This window comes from Tautonia marina, from assembly GCF_009177065.1.
GTDB lineage: Bacteria > Planctomycetota > Planctomycetia > Isosphaerales > Isosphaeraceae > Tautonia > Tautonia marina.
Genome location: NZ_WEZF01000019.1, coordinates 1 through 15,738, shown reverse-complemented (window position 1 = coordinate 15,738; position 15,738 = coordinate 1). Strand labels below are relative to the sequence as shown.

Sequence of the window (15,738 nt, the reverse complement as noted above, 5' to 3'; positions counted from 1 at the left end):
GGAAACAACCATCACTTGTGACACGTCTCTCGAAAATCCGCCGGAAGCACACGGTATCGAGCGTCACCTTTTTTTGTCAAATGAAAACCTGGTGAACGTGCATTCGCCTGGAAGCTTAGGCAGCCTGGGTTATTTGTCGGCGGGATCGGCCGGAGATTCCGGGCTGGTCAAGATCCCCTGGAGCAGGTCCGCCAGGCGATAGCCGGCCAGGGCCGATTGCCGCCGCGCGAGCGATCGGGCGTCGGCCTCGTAACCGATCGGGATGTCGGGGAACTCGGCCAGCGAGGGGTCGAGGTTGCGATAAACCGTCTGGAGGGCGAGGTCGACCCCTTCCCGCGACCATCGGCCCGGGTCGGGCTCTGCGAGCCGCTCGGCAAACGTCTCACGCGGAGACTCGGCCCGCAAGGCGGCGGCCAGCGCTTCGACGCTCTCGGGAGTCGCGTCGGTCCCCAGCGCCCGGTCCCAGTAGCTGTGCAGGTTCCCCTGGGCGAACCGAATGCCGTTGCCTCCCCGGTCGCCGTTGGGGGTCGCCACGCAAAAGCGGGCCACGTTATGCAACGGCTGATGCAGGTCGCCGACCAGATGAAAGATCCAGCTCAGCGCCAACGCCCGATCCGACGCCGAGGCCGACCGGTCGCGCGCGATCGCCAGGTTCGTCGCCAGCGATTCAAGGATGTCGCCGTGCGGGTCGTCGTAGTCGAGGTCCTGCAACGGGGGCAGCACCTCCACCATCCCTGCGGAATCGACTATGATCCGGAAGTTGATGTAATGAGCCCGGCCGAGATCGTAGCGCTTGAACGGGCCCGGCCGCTTCACGTCGTCGGGGAAGACGGCCGCGTTCATGAACCGGTTCAGCTCGGCATTGTCACCGTTCAGGGGATGCTTGGCCCAGAAGGTCGCGTCTTGCGCGGCCGGGTGCTGGTCGAGCAAGTCGAGAAGCGCCTGACGGGCCTCGGGGCCGAGTTCCTCGAAGGCGATGGCCGCAATCACCCGGTGGCCGCAATCGTTCCAGAGACTCGCCGATTGGGCTCGATGTGGACCAACGGTGAACAGGGCAAGGATCGCAACAACCGACAGAACGAAGGGTCGCATCGGCGGAAAACTCGGCCAGGGGTGGAGCGGGGCACGTCTCGGGAGCGTTGCCAGAATACGCGATTGATCGCCCCGTCCCCAAGCCCGATTCCGCTCTGATCACCTCCCCTTCGGTGGAACGGGCCCTCGTGAATCGAGGGGCTTTCGCAGCAAGCAGACGTCCTGGACCGGATTCCCGCGAGCCGCCTGGGGCAGCCATTCCAGAAGCTCCCACCCCTCGGCCAGGCCCGTTGCGAGCGACCCAGGCGGGTGGAAGGCGGCGCAGTCGTTGCTCCCTTCGCGGTCGGTGCCCACCACCACCATCTCCCCCCTGTCGTACTGGTTGCGAAGTTGGGGAGAAAGACCGGCTCGGTAGGCGTCGCCGTGCAGGGTGATCAGCACCAGGCCGCCGGGCCGGACCACCCGGCGCAGCTCGGCCATCCAGTGCCGCTGGCGGGTCGCTCCCATGTGCGTAAAGACCGACAGGGCGTAGGCCAGGCCGAACCAATCGTCGGGGGCGTCGATCCGCCCATCGAGCGTATTGACCGCGAAGCGAGCGAAGCCGAGATGACGGCGGCACCAGGCGATCATCGCCGGGTTGGTGTCGGTCCCCACGATCTCGACCCCCGATGCGGCCAGGCTCGACCAGTGGCGCACCACCCGGCCGACCCCGCAGCCGAAGTCGAGCAACGCCCCCACCTCCTCCATCGGCATTCCGTGGCGGGCGGCGGCGTTTCGGATGTCCTCGGCGGCCCAGCGACCCCCCTGGAGAAACCAGTTCGGGTCCTCGGAATTGCCGATGTCGTGCAGCAAGCGAGGAGGCGGTACGGGCAATCCGGCGGCCCGCTCGGCCAGGCGAACCGGCACCCCTTGAATCCGATGCCGGGTTCGTTCGGCGACGCGCTGGAGCCGTCGTCGGGCCCGATGGGCCAGGCCGATCTGCTGCCCCGTTCCTCCGCCGTGCATTGCCGCAATCCTCCTGGCGGCCGGTCCTCGGCAGGCACTCCCTTGGCCTGACCCTTCGGTTGTGATCGCCTGAACGGCAAGGAACGGACGATCTGCGCTGGACCGGGACCTCGTTCTCTACCCGGAGCGGACAGAACGGTCAAGCTCGGCCCGGCCGGAACCCACTCCCCACCAATAAGCGCACCGGAAACGATCCCCATGCGATCGGGACCGTCTCCGGCGGGTTTCGAACCACAATTCTCAACGAGCCGGGGCACTCACCCTCCCCGGCCTCGTTCACTCAGCGAGACGACGGAATGCCTTGCTCGCCGAACAGGACCATCGGGCGTCCCGACGTGGGCACCAGGTCCTTCGTGTTGTAAATCACCTGAGCATCCAACGCCCGATCGATCAGATCGACCGTTTCGAGTAGATGAGCGCGGGTGTAGGAGTCGGCCTTGCCGTTGGTCGCTTCGAGAATCTTCGATGCCTGATCCTTCAGCTCGCGAAGCTGCATCTGGGCCAGGTTCGAGATCGGCTTCTGGGCCGCCCCACTGCCTCCATTGTCCAGACACAGATCGATCAGGCGATCGAGATGCTCGCGCTGAAGGTTCCGGCGCAGGCTCGACACCATCGGCTTCCGATCGGTGAACGGACCGTTGCCCGGCTCGTCCAGCTCCGACCAGATGGCCTTGCTCACGGTTTCGAGCAGTTCGGGAAGGGTCAGGGCATCCTCTTCGGCCGGAATCCGGAACTCGTTGTCATAGACCCGCCTCAGGGTGGTCGGATTCATGAGCATCGTCAGTGCTGATGCCTGAATGCCCATGATCCGATCGTGAATCGGCCAGGTCGGTTCATCGTTGACGGCCGATCGGAACCCGTCGCCGTCGAGCCACTTATCGACCGACATCCGGCGGAGCAGCTCGGGGGTCAGGCCGAACGCGTCGTCCTTGAAGGCGTTCTCGATGATGAACGCCAGGGCTGCCCGCTGTTGATCGACCGGAACGACCTTGATCGGGTCGCGGTCGCCGGGGTCCCCCTTCTTGTCTCGGTTGACGAACGCGCCGCCGACCCAGCCGGCCAGCATGTTCAACGACGAGACCTGGAACCCGAGGGTCATCTCGTAGCCGCGACGAGCCTTGGCCCAGCTGTCGCCGTCGTCGACGAACTTCTCCAGAAGCCGCTCGCGGTGATAGCGCGCCAGCCTCATCTGGTTCTCGGCGTAGTCGAGCGGGTCTTTCGAGAAGTCGTAGCGACGGGCCAGCGGGTCGGGTCCACCGGTGTCCTCGTCGGTTCCATACGCCAGTTCGGGTTCGGAAACCCGGGAGAGAACCTTCTTGAGATCCTTTTCATCGGTCGTATAACCGAATTCAATGGCCCAAAGATCATACGGGCCAATGTCGATCATCGTATAGTCACCCTGGACCTCTCCCGATTCCATGTTGATGTTCACGGGGTTATAGTCCATCACCGACCCGGTGAACGGCTTCTGTCCCTTCAGGGCGTTGCTGTTGATCTCCTTCAAGGTGTAGAGGCCCGACGCCTTGAAGTTGTGCCGCAAGCCGAGGGTATGACCAACCTCGTGCGCCACCAGGTCCGCGAGCAAGGGGCCGATGAACTCCTCGGGAATCCCGTCGAGCATCTCCTTCGGCTCCGAATCGTCCTCCTTCTTAGGCGATTCGCCGTCCTTGTCCCCTTCGGCCAGGGCGGAGTGATCGTGACCGTGCCCGTCGTCGAGCGTCGCCAGGTGCAGCCGCAAGGCGGCCACGTCGCGAGCCCGTCCCGAAGCGGCCAGGCAGAGGCCGTTGACCTGGCTCATCCGACCGATCAGGCCGTCGAACTCGTTGTCCCCCATCAGGGTCGGGTCGACGTGGGCGGCCGGGTGGCCTCCGAGCGGCTGGGGGCCTCGCATGGCGCGCTGGGCGATCAGGAGGTCACGATCGGCCGGCGGGGCCATCCGGATGCGGGGGTCCCAGTCGGGGTTGGCGTCGAGCCAGGCCATGGTTTCGGGACTGAAACCTTCCAGGGCGATCTTCGGCAATTCCTGGTTGTAGTCGCGCCAGAAGGCCCGAATCCAGCCGTCGGTCAGGATGATGTCGGCGTCAAGGATCTGGCCGGTCAGCGGGTTGACCCGGCTGGGGCCGATCGCCGTGCCCACGTCGTTGTTCAGCCACCGGATGAAGTTGTACCGAACGTCCTCCGGGTCCTTCTCCATGTGGGCCCCTGAGGCGGCATCCTGGTAGTAAACCTCAATCGCGTTGGAGAAGCCGACCTTCTCAAACGCCTTGTTCCAGTAGAGCACCCCCTCGCGGACCCATCGGCGGTATCGGATCGGAGTCGTGTGCTCGATGTAGAAGACGATCGGCTGCTTCGGCGGGCTGACATTCAAGCTCGGATCGGCCTTCTCCAGGTGCCAGCGGTTGATGTAGCGGACCCGGTTTTCTCCCTCGGCGAACTTGCCCAGGTCGGAATAGGCTGTCGTGAAGTAGCCGACGCGCTCGTCGGCCTTCCGGACTCGGTAACCGGTGTTCTCGGGAATCAGGCTGATCGAGTAGTGCAAGGTTCGAAGCTGCCCGTCCTCCATCGGCACCTCGAAGGCCAGCTCAACGTTCTGCTCGAACGCTTTGGCTGTCTTGATCGCCGCGAGCCTCGGGTTGCTGATCCGGACGCTGTTGCCGAAGAACTTCGACGCCTGGCCGACCAGCAGCTCATCCAGGTCGATCACCGGGCCGCCCTGGGGAACGATCGTCAGGATCGGGATGTCGAGCAAGACCTTGTCGGTGAACAGGCGCTGGACCGAGGCCTTCGACTCGTTGTCGCCCGTCGATCGGATCTCGACGTTCGGCTGGATGAGGGCCAGCCGCTTGTCGTAGGGCTTCCAGTAGACGTACATGTCGCCCGCCTGAAGCCCGGCGAAGCGCTCGCCGCTGGCCACGGTCAGGGCGATGTAATGCTTCTGCCTCATGTACTCTCGGGGAAGCTCGGCGATCATCTGGCCGTCGCGCTTGCGAATCCAGATGTTGAAGAAGCTCGGCTTGCCGTCGAGCATCGAGACGACCTTCTCATACCCCTCGATCACCTTGTCGAGCGGAGGGAAGTCGTCGGGCTTGGCCTGATTACCGTTCGATCCTCCCTGAGCCAGCCGGGCGATCAGCTCCGGAGGCAACCCGCTCGGCAGCGGGCCGGAAGGGAACGCGGAGGGGGATTCCTCCTGCGGCTGGCCAATCGCCTGCGAGGCCGGACCACCAAGCAGGGCAATGCCCAGCATCGGTGCCAGCCAGCGGAACCCGAAACTCGGGAAGCGCATCATGGTGGCGTCTCTCTCGTGGGGTCAATCAACGCGGAGATGAGTTCAAAGCAAGATCGGGAGGAACACGAAGACCCCGTTCCCGGCTCGCTCGCGGAGAGGAAGCGAGCGGTGGATCATCCACCGGGAAGCCTTGGGGGGCGGAACGTGGTCGATTCTCGTTCCCTCTGTTCGAGTCCGTGAGCGGTCTGGTTCGACTCCGTCGCTCCCAGACCGTTCACTCCAGAACTATCCTACGCACTCCCCGCCCCACAACACAGTCCACTCCGAACGAAATCGGATCTTTGGGGAGAATTGGAGAATTTGGGGCGATTGGCGCGGTTTTGCGAAACGGGGCGATTATTCTGGTTTCAGATTGACCCCGATCCACGGTCCCCGGCCCTTTGGCTGGTGCGGAGCGTGGATCGGCGGAGGGTTGCGAGAGACGGCTCAGCGTGCGATCGGCTTCAGGATGACGTTGCGGTAGAAGACCTCGGCCCCTTCCGATTGCAAGGCGATCCGGCCGGCGGTCACGCTCGCGCCGGTGCCGTCATTGACGACGGTGCCGTTGACGATGTTGACGATCCGGTCGCCATCGCAGATGACCTCGATCGTGTTCCACTCGCCGTTGGGCTTCTCGGTGTCGGGAGACTTGATGAACCGGCCGCCGGTCTTGGTCTCGCCGTCGACGGTCAGGGTTGTGCCGCCGACCATGAAGAAGTCGCCGCAGTCCCCTTCCTGAATCTGGCACTCGATCGAGGTGGTCCAGATCTTGTCCGGCCCGACGCAGTGCATCAGGATGCCGGAGTCTCGGATCACGTCGGCCCGGGGGGCCCACTTCTTCTCGCCCCACTTGAATTCGAGGACCAGGTGGTAATTCTTGTACGCCTCCTTGGTCGTCAGGCAGGCGAAGCGCTCGCCGGTGACTTCGAGCAGGCCGTCCTTGACGGTGAAGATCCCCTCGGCCTTCGATTCGGGGCTGTAGGGCTCGGTTCGGGGGTCAACGTGGATGGCCCAGTTGTCGAGCGAGTTGTCCTGGAGCAGGACGATCGTCTCTCCTCCTTCGGTCACGTCGATCGCCTCGTCGTCGGCCAGGGCCGGAGCACCAAGGCTCACGACCAGCAGGCTCAAGGCCGGAATCAGGTGGGGAAGCGACTTCAAGTTCAAGAGGTTCATCGCGTCGTGGTCTCCTGGGGAGGGTCGAGCGCCGGCCTTTGCTTTGGGGAATTCGGGGAAACGGGGCCGACGCCGACCGGCATCGTAGCAGCCGCCGGAAGCCTCGACAACGATCCCGCAGCAAGGCCGACCAATGCGAGCGATCGGCCCTCCCGCCCTCGATTACCGTCGCAGGCGATCCCGGAGCCGTCGGGTGATGGCGTCGAGCGTCGATCGGCCTTCCTGGCGGGCGTCGATGGAGAACCGGCCAATCTGAACCTGGGGCTGGTCGATCGAGCCGGTAATTTTCAGATCAAGGAGATCCTCGGGAGTGATCCCGGCATCGGCGAGCAAGGCGAGCATGTCCGGGCCGACTTTCCCGGCGAGCGGCGCGGTATCGAGCTGGTAGTGGATGCGACCGTCGAAGGCCGAACCCCCAGTCAGGACGATCGGCGTTCCGCCCAGGTTGAGCTGGATCTTCCGGCTCAAGATGCGCCGATCTTCAATGGAAAACTCGCTCCGCAGCGAACCGACCTTGCCGTACTGCGTGACCGGGAGGACGCGAGCCAGGTCGATCAGCAGCGACGAACCCTCCAGCCGGATCGGGTCGATCCGGACCATCCCCCGGCCACTCAGCGAATCTCGGATGTCCGAGCCCGAGGCCCCCTGCCCCTTCAATTCGAGGTCGACGTCGAGCTTGCCGTCCAGTTGATCGGAGGCCCCGGCGAGATACGGGACGAGGTACGTCATCAGCCCCAGGTTCGAGCCGAGCTGAACGCCTCGGGCTTCCAAATGGCCCATGAAGGCCGGTGACGGTCCCCGCTCAATCTCGGCGGCGAGGGCGAAGGTGCCGCCATTGAGCCCCCCCCTCAGATCCTCGATTTCGACGACCGAGGGCCACCAGGTTCCCGAGCATTGCAGGTCGTCGATCGCCACCGTCGTGGCCACCTGGGCATCGACAAAGACGATACGTCCCCGAGTCAGGCGGAAGGTAATCGGCCCGTGCGACTCGGAGTCGCCCTGCGGATCGTCGTGGACCGAAAGCTCGGGAGGCTCGGCGTTCCGGAGCAACAGCCAGGGAGGGAAACGGCCGTTTCGATCCCGGGCCAGGCGGAGCGAGAGGTCGCACACATCGACCCGGCTCGGCTCTCCCCGACCGACGAGCAAGGCTCCAAGGCTCAGATCGACCCGAACCGATCCGGCCTCGACCCAGGGGGCGGTCACCTCGTCCGGCGTGGTTCTCGGTTCGAGGATCGACAGCCCCGTCAGGTGGACTCCGCCGAGAGGGCCGAACCGGACGTGTTCCAGCCGAGCCGGGCAACCGGTCATGCGCTGGACCCGTTCCTCGATGGCTCGCCGGGCCCAGTCGGTCGGCACGAACGTCAGGACGGCCGTCCAGAACACGGGCGGGGCCAGCACCAGGGCGATCAGCCAACGTCGGCCGAGGCGCAGGCGTCTCGGACCTCGCATGGCGAGCCTCCGTAGGCCCGGGGGAAGTGCGGAGCCTTCCCGCCCACAACGATTGCGGCGCGGGTCGTCACCCCGGAATGTCGCGGGGACCATACCGTAAGCCGTCGGAGGCGACAAGCGGAACTTCCCGGGCGGTTGGTTGCATCGGCCTGGCCTCCCGGCTAGCCTCAGCCCTGAGACCGTTCGGTTTCGACGAGAGGGGATCGACCCTCGGCCCTCGACCCTCGGCCGAGGCCCGTCCCAATGCCTACCCCCGGCTCGGATTGCGGACCCAGGAGGATGATCCTGATGAATGCCTCTCTGCGCGTGCTGGCCCTGTTGGCGTTGCTTCCTCCGACCTTGATCGAGGCCGGCGAGCTGCCCAGGGTTGCCGGTGTTCCGCTTCAGCCGCTCGCCGCCCAGGCCCGCCGCGTGGCCGATGCCCTGGAGGTGATCGGCCGCCCGCTCAGCGTCGAGGAACGGGCCCAGCTCGAACGAGCCTTCACCCAGACCGATGAGTCGGAAGGCTCCGCCGCGATCCAGGAGATTCTCGACCCCTACTGCCTCGTCGGCGTTTCGATCAACCCCGAGAGCCGGGTCAAGGCCCAGCAAGGGCCGGCCGAGCCAATCCTGACGCAGCAAGGCTGGCGAGCCTTTCTCATCAAGGTCCACAACGAGGCCGGCGTGACGGCTCCGCTTCGCGTGGCCAGCCCGAACGCGGCACCGATTTACACCCGATCGACCGCCTCGCCCGATCCGAAGCAGACGATTCCGCCCGAGTCGATCCCCGACCGCTGGACCGAGATCGCCATGTTCAACGACCGGCCGTTGAACCCGACCCTTTCGGGTCTGGCGCTCGAATACCGGATCATCCAGATTTACAGCCGAGACGCGGGCCCCCGCGAGGCGAAGCTGACCTTCGACGTCGGCCAGGGAACCCAGGACCTCGGCTTCCGATCCGACGTGGACATCCTGTTCCAGTGCGAGCCGGGCGTGGTCGTCTCGCTCGACATTCGAGACGAGGACGACACGCCGGTGATGGCCTCGCTCTTGATCCGCGACGAATTGGGACGTGTTTACCCGTCTCCCGGTCGCCGGCTCGCCCCGGACTTCTTCTTCCACCCGCAGATTTACCGGAAGTCGGGCGAGTCGGTCATCCTGCCGCCGGGCACCTTCGACGTCGAGTACACCCGAGGGCCGGAATACCAGGTCAAGTCTCGCCAGATCACCGTGGCCGAAGGGGCCGGCACCCAGACCGAAGCGTTCGAGCTGGAACGCTGGGCCGACCTGGCCGCGATGGGCTGGTACTCCGGCGATCACCACGTTCACGCCGCCGGTTGCGCCCACTATGAAAGTCCGACTGAGGGGGTTGAGCCGGAGCACATGATGCGGCACATCCTCGGTGAAGACCTGGCCGTCGGCTGCGTCCTGAGCTGGGGGCCGTGCTGGTACTACCAGAAGGAGTTCTTCGAAGGAGATATCCACCCACTTTCGACCTCCGATTACTTGATGCGATACGACGTCGAGGTTTCCGGGTTCCCCTCGTCGCATGCCGGGCACCTGTGCCTGCTCCGCCTGACCGAGGACGACTACCCCGGCACGACCTTGATTGAAGAATGGCCGAGCTGGACCTTGCCCGTCCTGCAATGGGGCAAGGAGCAAGGCGGGGTGGTCGGTTACTCGCACTCGGGCTGGGGCTTGCAGACGAAGTCGCTGGAGCTGCCGACCGATGAGATTCCGCCATTCGATGGCATCGGCGCGAATGAATACATCGTGACCGTGGCCCACGATGCGGTCGATTTCATCTCCAGCGTCGATACGCCGGCCCCGTGGGAGTTGAACATCTGGTATCACACCCTGAACTGCGGCTACCGAGCGAGGATCAGCGGCGAGACGGATTTCCCCTGCATCTACGGCGAGCGGGTCGGCCTGGGGCGGTCGTACGTCAAGATCGACGGAGAGCTGGACTTTGATCGATGGGTTCAAGGGATCAAGGAGGGCCGTTCGTACGTCTCCGACGGTCGGAGCCATCTGGTCGATTTCAAGGTCGAGGACGTGGCGGTGGGTGAGAACGGCAGCGAGCTGAGGATTGACGCGCCGGGCCAGGTCCGCGTTTCGGCCTCGGTTGCCGCCCTGCTCGCCCCCGAGCCGGACGAGCGAACCGAGGCGATCCGCAACCGACCGTTGAGCCAGCAGCCGTACTGGGATGTTGAACGGACCCGGATTGGCGACTCGCGGCGGGTGCCGGTCGAGGTGGTCGTCAACGGATACCCGGTCGCCCGGCAGGAGATCGAGGCCGATGGCTCGTTCCAGGACCTGACCTTCGACATCCCGATCGAGCGGTCGAGCTGGGTGGCCCTGCGGATCTATCCCAGCTCGCATACGAACCCGATCTTCGTCCTGATCGATGACCAACCGGTCCGGGCCTCGAAAAAGTCGGCCGAGTGGTGCCTCAAGAGCGTCGATCAGTGCTGGTCGCAAAAGGTCAACGCCATCCGTCCCGAGGATCGGGAGGAGGCCGAGGCGGCCTATGAGTTCGCTCGGGAGGCCTATCGCAAGATCCTGGCCGAGAGTGAGGCTGAGTGATCAGATTGTCAAAGAGTAGGTAGATGAGGAATCGCTCATGACGTCTTCGGGTCGTCCGTCGCTGCTTCCGTTGATCGGTCCCGGGTTACTGGTTGCGGCGACGGGAGTGGGGGCGGGCGACCTGTTGACGGCGAGTTACGCGGGCTCGAAGGCGGGCATGGCCCTGGTCTGGGCGGTGGTGATCGGCTGCGTCTTCAAGTGGGCGTTGACCGAGGGGCTGGCCCGCTGGCAGATGGCCACGGGCACGACCTTGCTCGAAGGCTGGGCGACGAAGCTCGGCGGCTGGATTCGCTGGGTCTTTCTGGCGTATCTGTTGCTTTGGTCGCTCATCACCGGGGGATCGCTGGGAAAGGCCTGCGGCGTGGCGGGGGACGGTCTCTTTCCGCTCGGCGACCGGGCCACGTCGCAGGCGATCTGGACGGTGGTGCATGCGCTGGGTGGCCTGTTTCTGGTCTGGGTGGGAGGATTCAAGACCTTTGAGCGGATCATGGCGGTCCTGGTCGCATCGATGTTCGTGTGTGTGATTCTCGCCGCCGCGCTGCTGGGTCCGGACTTCGAGGCGATCGCTCGGGGGCTGACCCGCCCGACGATCCGATCGGGAGACTTGCCCTATGCGGTCGGGTTGCTCGGCGGGGTGGGTGGGACGGTGACGTTGCTCTCGTATGGGTACTGGATTCGGGAGTCGAACCGATCGGGCCTGGAGGGGGCGAAGCTCTGCCGGATCGACCTGGCGATTGCCTACGCCGCAACGGGGCTGTTTGGCATTGCGATGCTGGTGATCAGCTCCCGGATTACCGTGGACCGTCAGGGGGCCGAAGTGGCGCTGCTGCTGGCCGATCAGCTTCAGGAGGCGGCGGGGCCGGTGGCTCGGTTGGTCTTTCTGGTCGGGTTCTGGGGGGCGGTTTTTTCGAGCCTGCTGGGAGTCTGGCAGAGTGCGCCCTATCTGTTCGCCGACTTCCGGCAGCTGAGCAAGGGAGACACCGACGCCATCGTCGATGTGGACCTCGACCAGACGCGGGCCTATCGGGGGTATCTGGTTGCCATTGCGGTGGTTCCATTGGTGTTGATTCAACTTTCCGTCAGGCATGTGCAACTGGCTCATGCGGTGCTGGGGGCGTTGTTCATGCCGTTGCTGGCGGTGACGCTCCTGATTTTGAACAACCGAGAGGACTGGGTCGGCCGGAGCTTCCGGAACCGTTGGGGGTCGAACCTGCTCTTGATTCTCACGCTGGTGACGTTTGCGGGCATCGGGATTGCCGATCTCCTGAGCCGGTTCGGCGGTGGTGCGGCAGGCCCGCCTTGATCGGACCTTGCCGCGCCGGGCATGGCCTCAGATCACCCCATGCAGTGGCCCTCCGGGGGCGCCGAGGGAATCGACCTTGCGCTCGGCGTCGGGGTCGTCTTCCAGCGGGGGGGCGTGGTGCGGCTTGATCCGGGCGTCGATGACGAGTGAGCCGCGGCAGAACCAATGCTTCTGGTGGGTCGAGGAGCCGATGCCGTGGATGTCGGCCGCGGGGTTCGAGCGGGTGAAGGTGACCCAGAGGAAATTCTTGAGGGATTTCGCGGTAAAGTCGCTGTCATCCACCAGGACGATGAGCGGGAATGCGTTGATGGAGTCGCTCGGCTGGAACGACCAGCAGAAGGCGGCCTGGCTCTGGTCCTCGCCGCGATGGTCGGGGGCGAAGGGCGGCCCCTGCACCGCCAGGACGCCCGGCAGGCAGACGCGGGGGTTGCTGAAGCCGTCGGGGAGGTCCAGATCGCTCGGGATCTCGGTGGGAAGGTCTCTCCGCTTGCGGCCGGCGGCGGCGATGACGACCTTCGACCCCTGGTTGAAGCCGTGGCCGGAGTAGTCGAGGGTGTCCATCGTCGTCTTCGTCTGGAAGTGCAGATCGGTTTCCCAGTCGGCCCGTTCGAGGAGGTGCTGCAAAAAGCGCCCGATGTCGTGGATGTCGAGGTCGGGGTCGTCCTCCTCGGCAACGATCAGGAGATACTTCGCCAATGACATCTGCCCCTGGCCGAGGATGGCGTTGGCCTGGGTCAGAATTTCCTGCGGTCGGCGCTCCTGGGCATAAGGCACGTAGCGCTCGCTGCCGATGGCGAGCAGGAGCGGGTGGACCCCGGCCGCATCGACTGCGTTGACGGCCTTCACGCCCGGCAAGACGGTGGGGACGAGCGGGCCGGTCAGCTCGTGGATCAGGTCGCCGAACGAGGTGTCTTCCTGCGGGGGCCGACCAACGGAGGTGAACGGCCAGATGGCTCCGGGGCGGTGGTAGACGCGATCGACCTTCATGACGGGGAAGTCATGGACGAGGGCGTAATAGCCCAGGTGGTCGCCGAAGGGGCCTTCGGGCTTCGTCTCGTGGGGGTTGATGGTGCCGCAGATGACGAAGTCGGCCTCGGCGGGCATGGCCAACGGCCAGTCGGGCGGCCGAACCATCCGCACGGCCCGGCCGCCGAGAGCGCCGGCAAAGCTTAGCTCGGGCAAGCCTTCGGGCAGGGGCATGACGGCGGCAACCGTCATGGCGGGAGGGCCGCCGACGAAGATGTTCACGCGGAGCGGCTCCCCCTTCTTGATGGCCGCGGCGTGGTGAATGCCGATGCCTCGGTGGATCTGGTAGTGCAGGCCGATCTCGCGGTTGGGTTCGTAGTCATTGCCGGAAAGCTGGACCCGATACATGCCGAGGTTCGACTTCGCCAGGCCGGGCGTGTCGGGGTGCTCGGTGTAGACCTGGGGCAAGGTGACGAACGCGCCACCGTCCTTCGGCCAGCTGACGATCTGGGGGAGACTTGAGACGGTCGTTCGGTGGCTCAGGATCGGTCCCGAGCGGACCCGCCTCGGTAACAGGTTGAGGCCGGTTTTGGGGACATCGAGGTAGCGCCAGGGACGCTTGAAACCGTTGGGCGGGCTGACCTTCAGCTCGACGAGGTGGCGGACGGCCTCCAGGGTGTCGCGGAAGATCCAGCGGGTGCGCTCCATCGTGCCGAACAGGTTGCCGACGACGGGGAAGGCACAGCCCTTGACCCGTTTGAACAGCAGGGCCGGACCCTGGGCCTCGTAGACCCTGCGCTGGATGGCGGCGACCTCCAGGCGAGGATCGACCTCGGCGTCGATCTCGATGAGATCTCCCTGAGTTCTCAGGTCGGCGATGCAAGCGGCGAGCGATCGGTAACCCATGCCAGCGTCTCAAACTCGTTCGATAAGGGCCAGGAGGGGGGAGCGCGATCGGGTGCGGTCTCCAAGTGATAGCTTAGTGATCCCGGGCGATTTGGCCATGCTCGGGTGCGGACGGTCTCTGAGTCCCGAGGCGATCGGGAGGGGAAACGGGGAAACCGCGGCGATCGGACGGGTTATCGACGGAGCTCGGGAGGCGGCGAGGCGGCATCGGCGGGCCGTTGAGGTTCGGACTCGGAGGCACGGGGAGGCGTCGGGCGCGGCTCGGTGCGCCAATCATCGGCCGAGGAGGGTTGAGACGGCTCGGGGCGGATCTCGTTGTTTTGCAGCGAGTTCGGGCGATCGGGGTTGTGCTCCGGAGCGGGAAATTGCGGTTCGTTTCGGGAACTGGCCGGGGCGTTCGTGGCGGAGGGAGGATTCGGCGAGTGGGTCGGCTCCGGCTCAGGATTGGGCGGGGGAGATGGCGGGGCGACGTTGGGGAACCCGGCGCGGGTTGGCCCGGTGGGAGCCACGCGACGGCGGCCGAATTCGGGGTGGGCCTGGTGCCACTGGCGGTCCTGGTCCTTGCTCCGTTCGACCCGGAGCCGCATGAGCTGGTTGATCCCTCGGACCATCTCCGAGTACGCCTCGCGGCGGTAGCGCTGGCGGAGCTGGCCCTCCTTGCTCGTGTCGATCTGGGCCATCTGGGCGACGGAGAGAGCTTCGGCCTGGTCGTGGTCGTGCCAGGCATCGTCGCGGAGGGCTTCGAGGCGGTCGAGTTCCTCGGCGATCATGGTTCGCAGCGCGATTCGGCCGGAAACGGGGTCCTGGGGGAACTGGGGGGATGCGGGAACGGGGTAGCCGGAGCAGAGCCGGGCGAGGTACCAGAGGCGCTGGATGATGGGATCGGCGTCGGGGCCGGGGGCCTGGGGGGCGAGGCCGAACAGGTGCATGGCGCGGGGAAATTCCTCACGATCCCAGGGGATCCCCTGCTCCAGCCGGGCGTCGAGCTTCAGCCACTGGCGGATGAGCCACTCGCAGCCGAAGGAGTCGGCTTCCAGATCGGCCAGGGTGTTGCTCGGGTCCTTCGCCAGCCCCTGCGCGACTTTTCGGGCGCCGCGTTGCCGGCGTTTCTCCCAGGCGTCGATCGCCCTGCGGCCGGCGTCCTTTACGGTCGCCTCCTCCACCTTCCGGCATCGTTCGAGCCGCGCATAGGCGACGGCCGAGGCGCGAATGATCGCCTCTTCGGCCTCGGTATCGGCCCCGAGCTGGGCGACCCAGCGATCGGAGAAGCCTTGCATGAGCGCGGCCTCGGCCTCGCCGTCGGGCAAGGCGGCGGTCAGGCCGTGCTTTTTCGCATTGAGCCGGCTGCGCCGCCGACCGGCCTCGGTGCGGGGGCCGGATTTCGAGGTGGGCTGGGGATGGGAATGTTCGCCTGAGATCGGTGCGTGGCTCATAGCTGCGGCTCTCGTCGTCTCGATGGGTTCTTGACTCGATCTTCAGGCTTCCCGGCGCGCGGCCCCCTTGGGCGCGGCCACAGAGACGGAATGCCCGATACCGATACCATCGGGAAAAACGGGAGGTTTAGTCATCGTATCGGGGAATTTGGATGTGACGGGCTGCTGCTACAAATGGGTGCTCGACGGGTCCCGAATTGTGCTTGCATCACCGCAAGGAGCGCGGGACAATCTGTTAGATGGGTTGGGATGATCCAAGCATTCAGTCGTGTCTTTCCACGAGGTTTCGTTCGTATTCGTGGAGAAAGATTACGAATCGTTCGTCGGCTTCAGGTTAGGCTGATATCTCACAGGTTTCTTATGAGCGACCTACCCGCAAAGAGTTTCGTCCTAATCAATGGTGGTAGGATAAGTATCACTGCATCAACTGCTCCTGAGTTAAAGCTTGCGATAAAGGAGTTGAAGCTCAAGAAGAAAGACCTCTCACTTCAAAAGCGTTCCATTAAAGAGCAGGCGAAAGCAGTTCGCGCAGAATACACACAGATGGTAAGGACGCGTGGTTCTATGGTTCGTGGAGGTGGAGGGTTCGGGCGTTTCATCCGCCTTTTCCAGCAAGCGTCGCGAGATGGCGCACGTTC

General features: G+C 65.0%; 9 protein-coding genes. 2 read left to right on the top strand and 7 right to left on the bottom strand.

What is annotated here, in order from left to right; genetic code table 11:
- Positions 1-129: 129 nt before the first annotated feature.
- The 5 genes from GA615_RS20505 to GA615_RS20485 all read right to left on the bottom strand — a co-directional run bounded on the left by GA615_RS20505 (position 130) and on the right by GA615_RS20485 (position 7,927).
- Positions 130-1,092 carry a S1/P1 nuclease gene (locus GA615_RS20505; RefSeq protein ID WP_152053197.1) on the bottom strand — a complete coding sequence of 321 codons (963 nt, stop codon included), beginning with the start codon at positions 1,090-1,092 and terminating at the stop codon, positions 130-132.
- A 99-nt stretch (positions 1,093-1,191) separates the two neighbouring features.
- On the bottom strand, positions 1,192-2,037 hold the full coding sequence (locus GA615_RS20500) for a class I SAM-dependent methyltransferase (protein ID WP_152053196.1): 846 nt from the start codon (positions 2,035-2,037) through the stop codon (positions 1,192-1,194).
- Positions 2,038-2,317: 280 nt separating this feature from the next.
- A complete protein-coding gene (locus GA615_RS20495; RefSeq protein ID WP_235905588.1) occupies positions 2,318-5,326 on the bottom strand; it encodes a zinc-dependent metalloprotease in 3,009 nt (1,002 codons plus the stop codon).
- Positions 5,327-5,752: 426 nt separating this feature from the next.
- Positions 5,753-6,478 carry a 3-keto-disaccharide hydrolase gene (locus GA615_RS20490; protein WP_152053195.1) on the bottom strand — a complete coding sequence of 242 codons (726 nt, stop codon included), beginning with the start codon at positions 6,476-6,478 and terminating at the stop codon, positions 5,753-5,755.
- A 162-nt stretch (positions 6,479-6,640) separates the two neighbouring features.
- Positions 6,641-7,927: an AsmA-like C-terminal region-containing protein gene (locus GA615_RS20485; protein WP_161602459.1), complete on the bottom strand. Its 1,287-nt coding sequence runs from the start codon at positions 7,925-7,927 to the stop codon at positions 6,641-6,643.
- A 288-nt stretch (positions 7,928-8,215) separates the two neighbouring features.
- Here GA615_RS20485 and GA615_RS20480 point away from each other — a divergent pair, with 288 nt between their 5' ends.
- Both GA615_RS20480 and GA615_RS20475 read left to right on the top strand, forming a co-directional pair.
- On the top strand, positions 8,216-10,492 hold the full coding sequence (locus tag GA615_RS20480) for a CehA/McbA family metallohydrolase (RefSeq protein ID WP_235905587.1): 2,277 nt from the start codon (positions 8,216-8,218) through the stop codon (positions 10,490-10,492).
- Positions 10,493-10,529: 37 nt separating this feature from the next.
- Positions 10,530-11,795: an Nramp family divalent metal transporter gene (locus tag GA615_RS20475; protein ID WP_152053193.1), complete on the top strand. Its 1,266-nt coding sequence runs from the start codon at positions 10,530-10,532 to the stop codon at positions 11,793-11,795.
- 27 nt (positions 11,796-11,822) lie between these two features.
- Here GA615_RS20475 and GA615_RS20470 read toward each other — a convergent pair whose 3' ends face one another.
- Complete coding sequence (locus tag GA615_RS20470) at positions 11,823-13,667, bottom strand: UbiD family decarboxylase (protein WP_152053192.1); 1,845 nt, start codon at positions 13,665-13,667, stop codon at positions 11,823-11,825.
- 173 nt (positions 13,668-13,840) lie between these two features.
- Positions 13,841-15,100: a hypothetical protein gene (locus tag GA615_RS20465; RefSeq protein ID WP_152053191.1), complete on the bottom strand. Its 1,260-nt coding sequence runs from the start codon at positions 15,098-15,100 to the stop codon at positions 13,841-13,843.
- Between the last annotated feature and the right edge of the window lie 638 nt (positions 15,101-15,738).

Bases quoted from the DNA above. Each gene is read 5' to 3' on its own strand.
- GA615_RS20465 (WP_152053191.1), bottom strand. From the start codon at position 15,100: ATGAGCCACGCACCGATCTCAGGCGAACATTCCCATCCCCAGCCCACC.
- GA615_RS20490 (WP_152053195.1), bottom strand. From the start codon at position 6,478: ATGAACCTCTTGAACTTGAAGTCGCTTCCCCACCTGATTCCGGCCTTG.
- GA615_RS20495 (WP_235905588.1), bottom strand. From the start codon at position 5,326: ATGATGCGCTTCCCGAGTTTCGGGTTCCGCTGGCTGGCACCGATGCTG.
- GA615_RS20505 (WP_152053197.1), bottom strand. From the start codon at position 1,092: ATGCGACCCTTCGTTCTGTCGGTTGTTGCGATCCTTGCCCTGTTCACC.
- GA615_RS20470 (WP_152053192.1), bottom strand. From the start codon at position 13,667: ATGGGTTACCGATCGCTCGCCGCTTGCATCGCCGACCTGAGAACTCAG.
- GA615_RS20480 (WP_235905587.1), top strand. From the start codon at position 8,216: ATGAATGCCTCTCTGCGCGTGCTGGCCCTGTTGGCGTTGCTTCCTCCG.
- GA615_RS20485 (WP_161602459.1), bottom strand. From the start codon at position 7,927: ATGCGAGGTCCGAGACGCCTGCGCCTCGGCCGACGTTGGCTGATCGCC.
- GA615_RS20475 (WP_152053193.1), top strand. From the start codon at position 10,530: ATGACGTCTTCGGGTCGTCCGTCGCTGCTTCCGTTGATCGGTCCCGGG.
- GA615_RS20500 (WP_152053196.1), bottom strand. From the start codon at position 2,037: ATGCACGGCGGAGGAACGGGGCAGCAGATCGGCCTGGCCCATCGGGCC.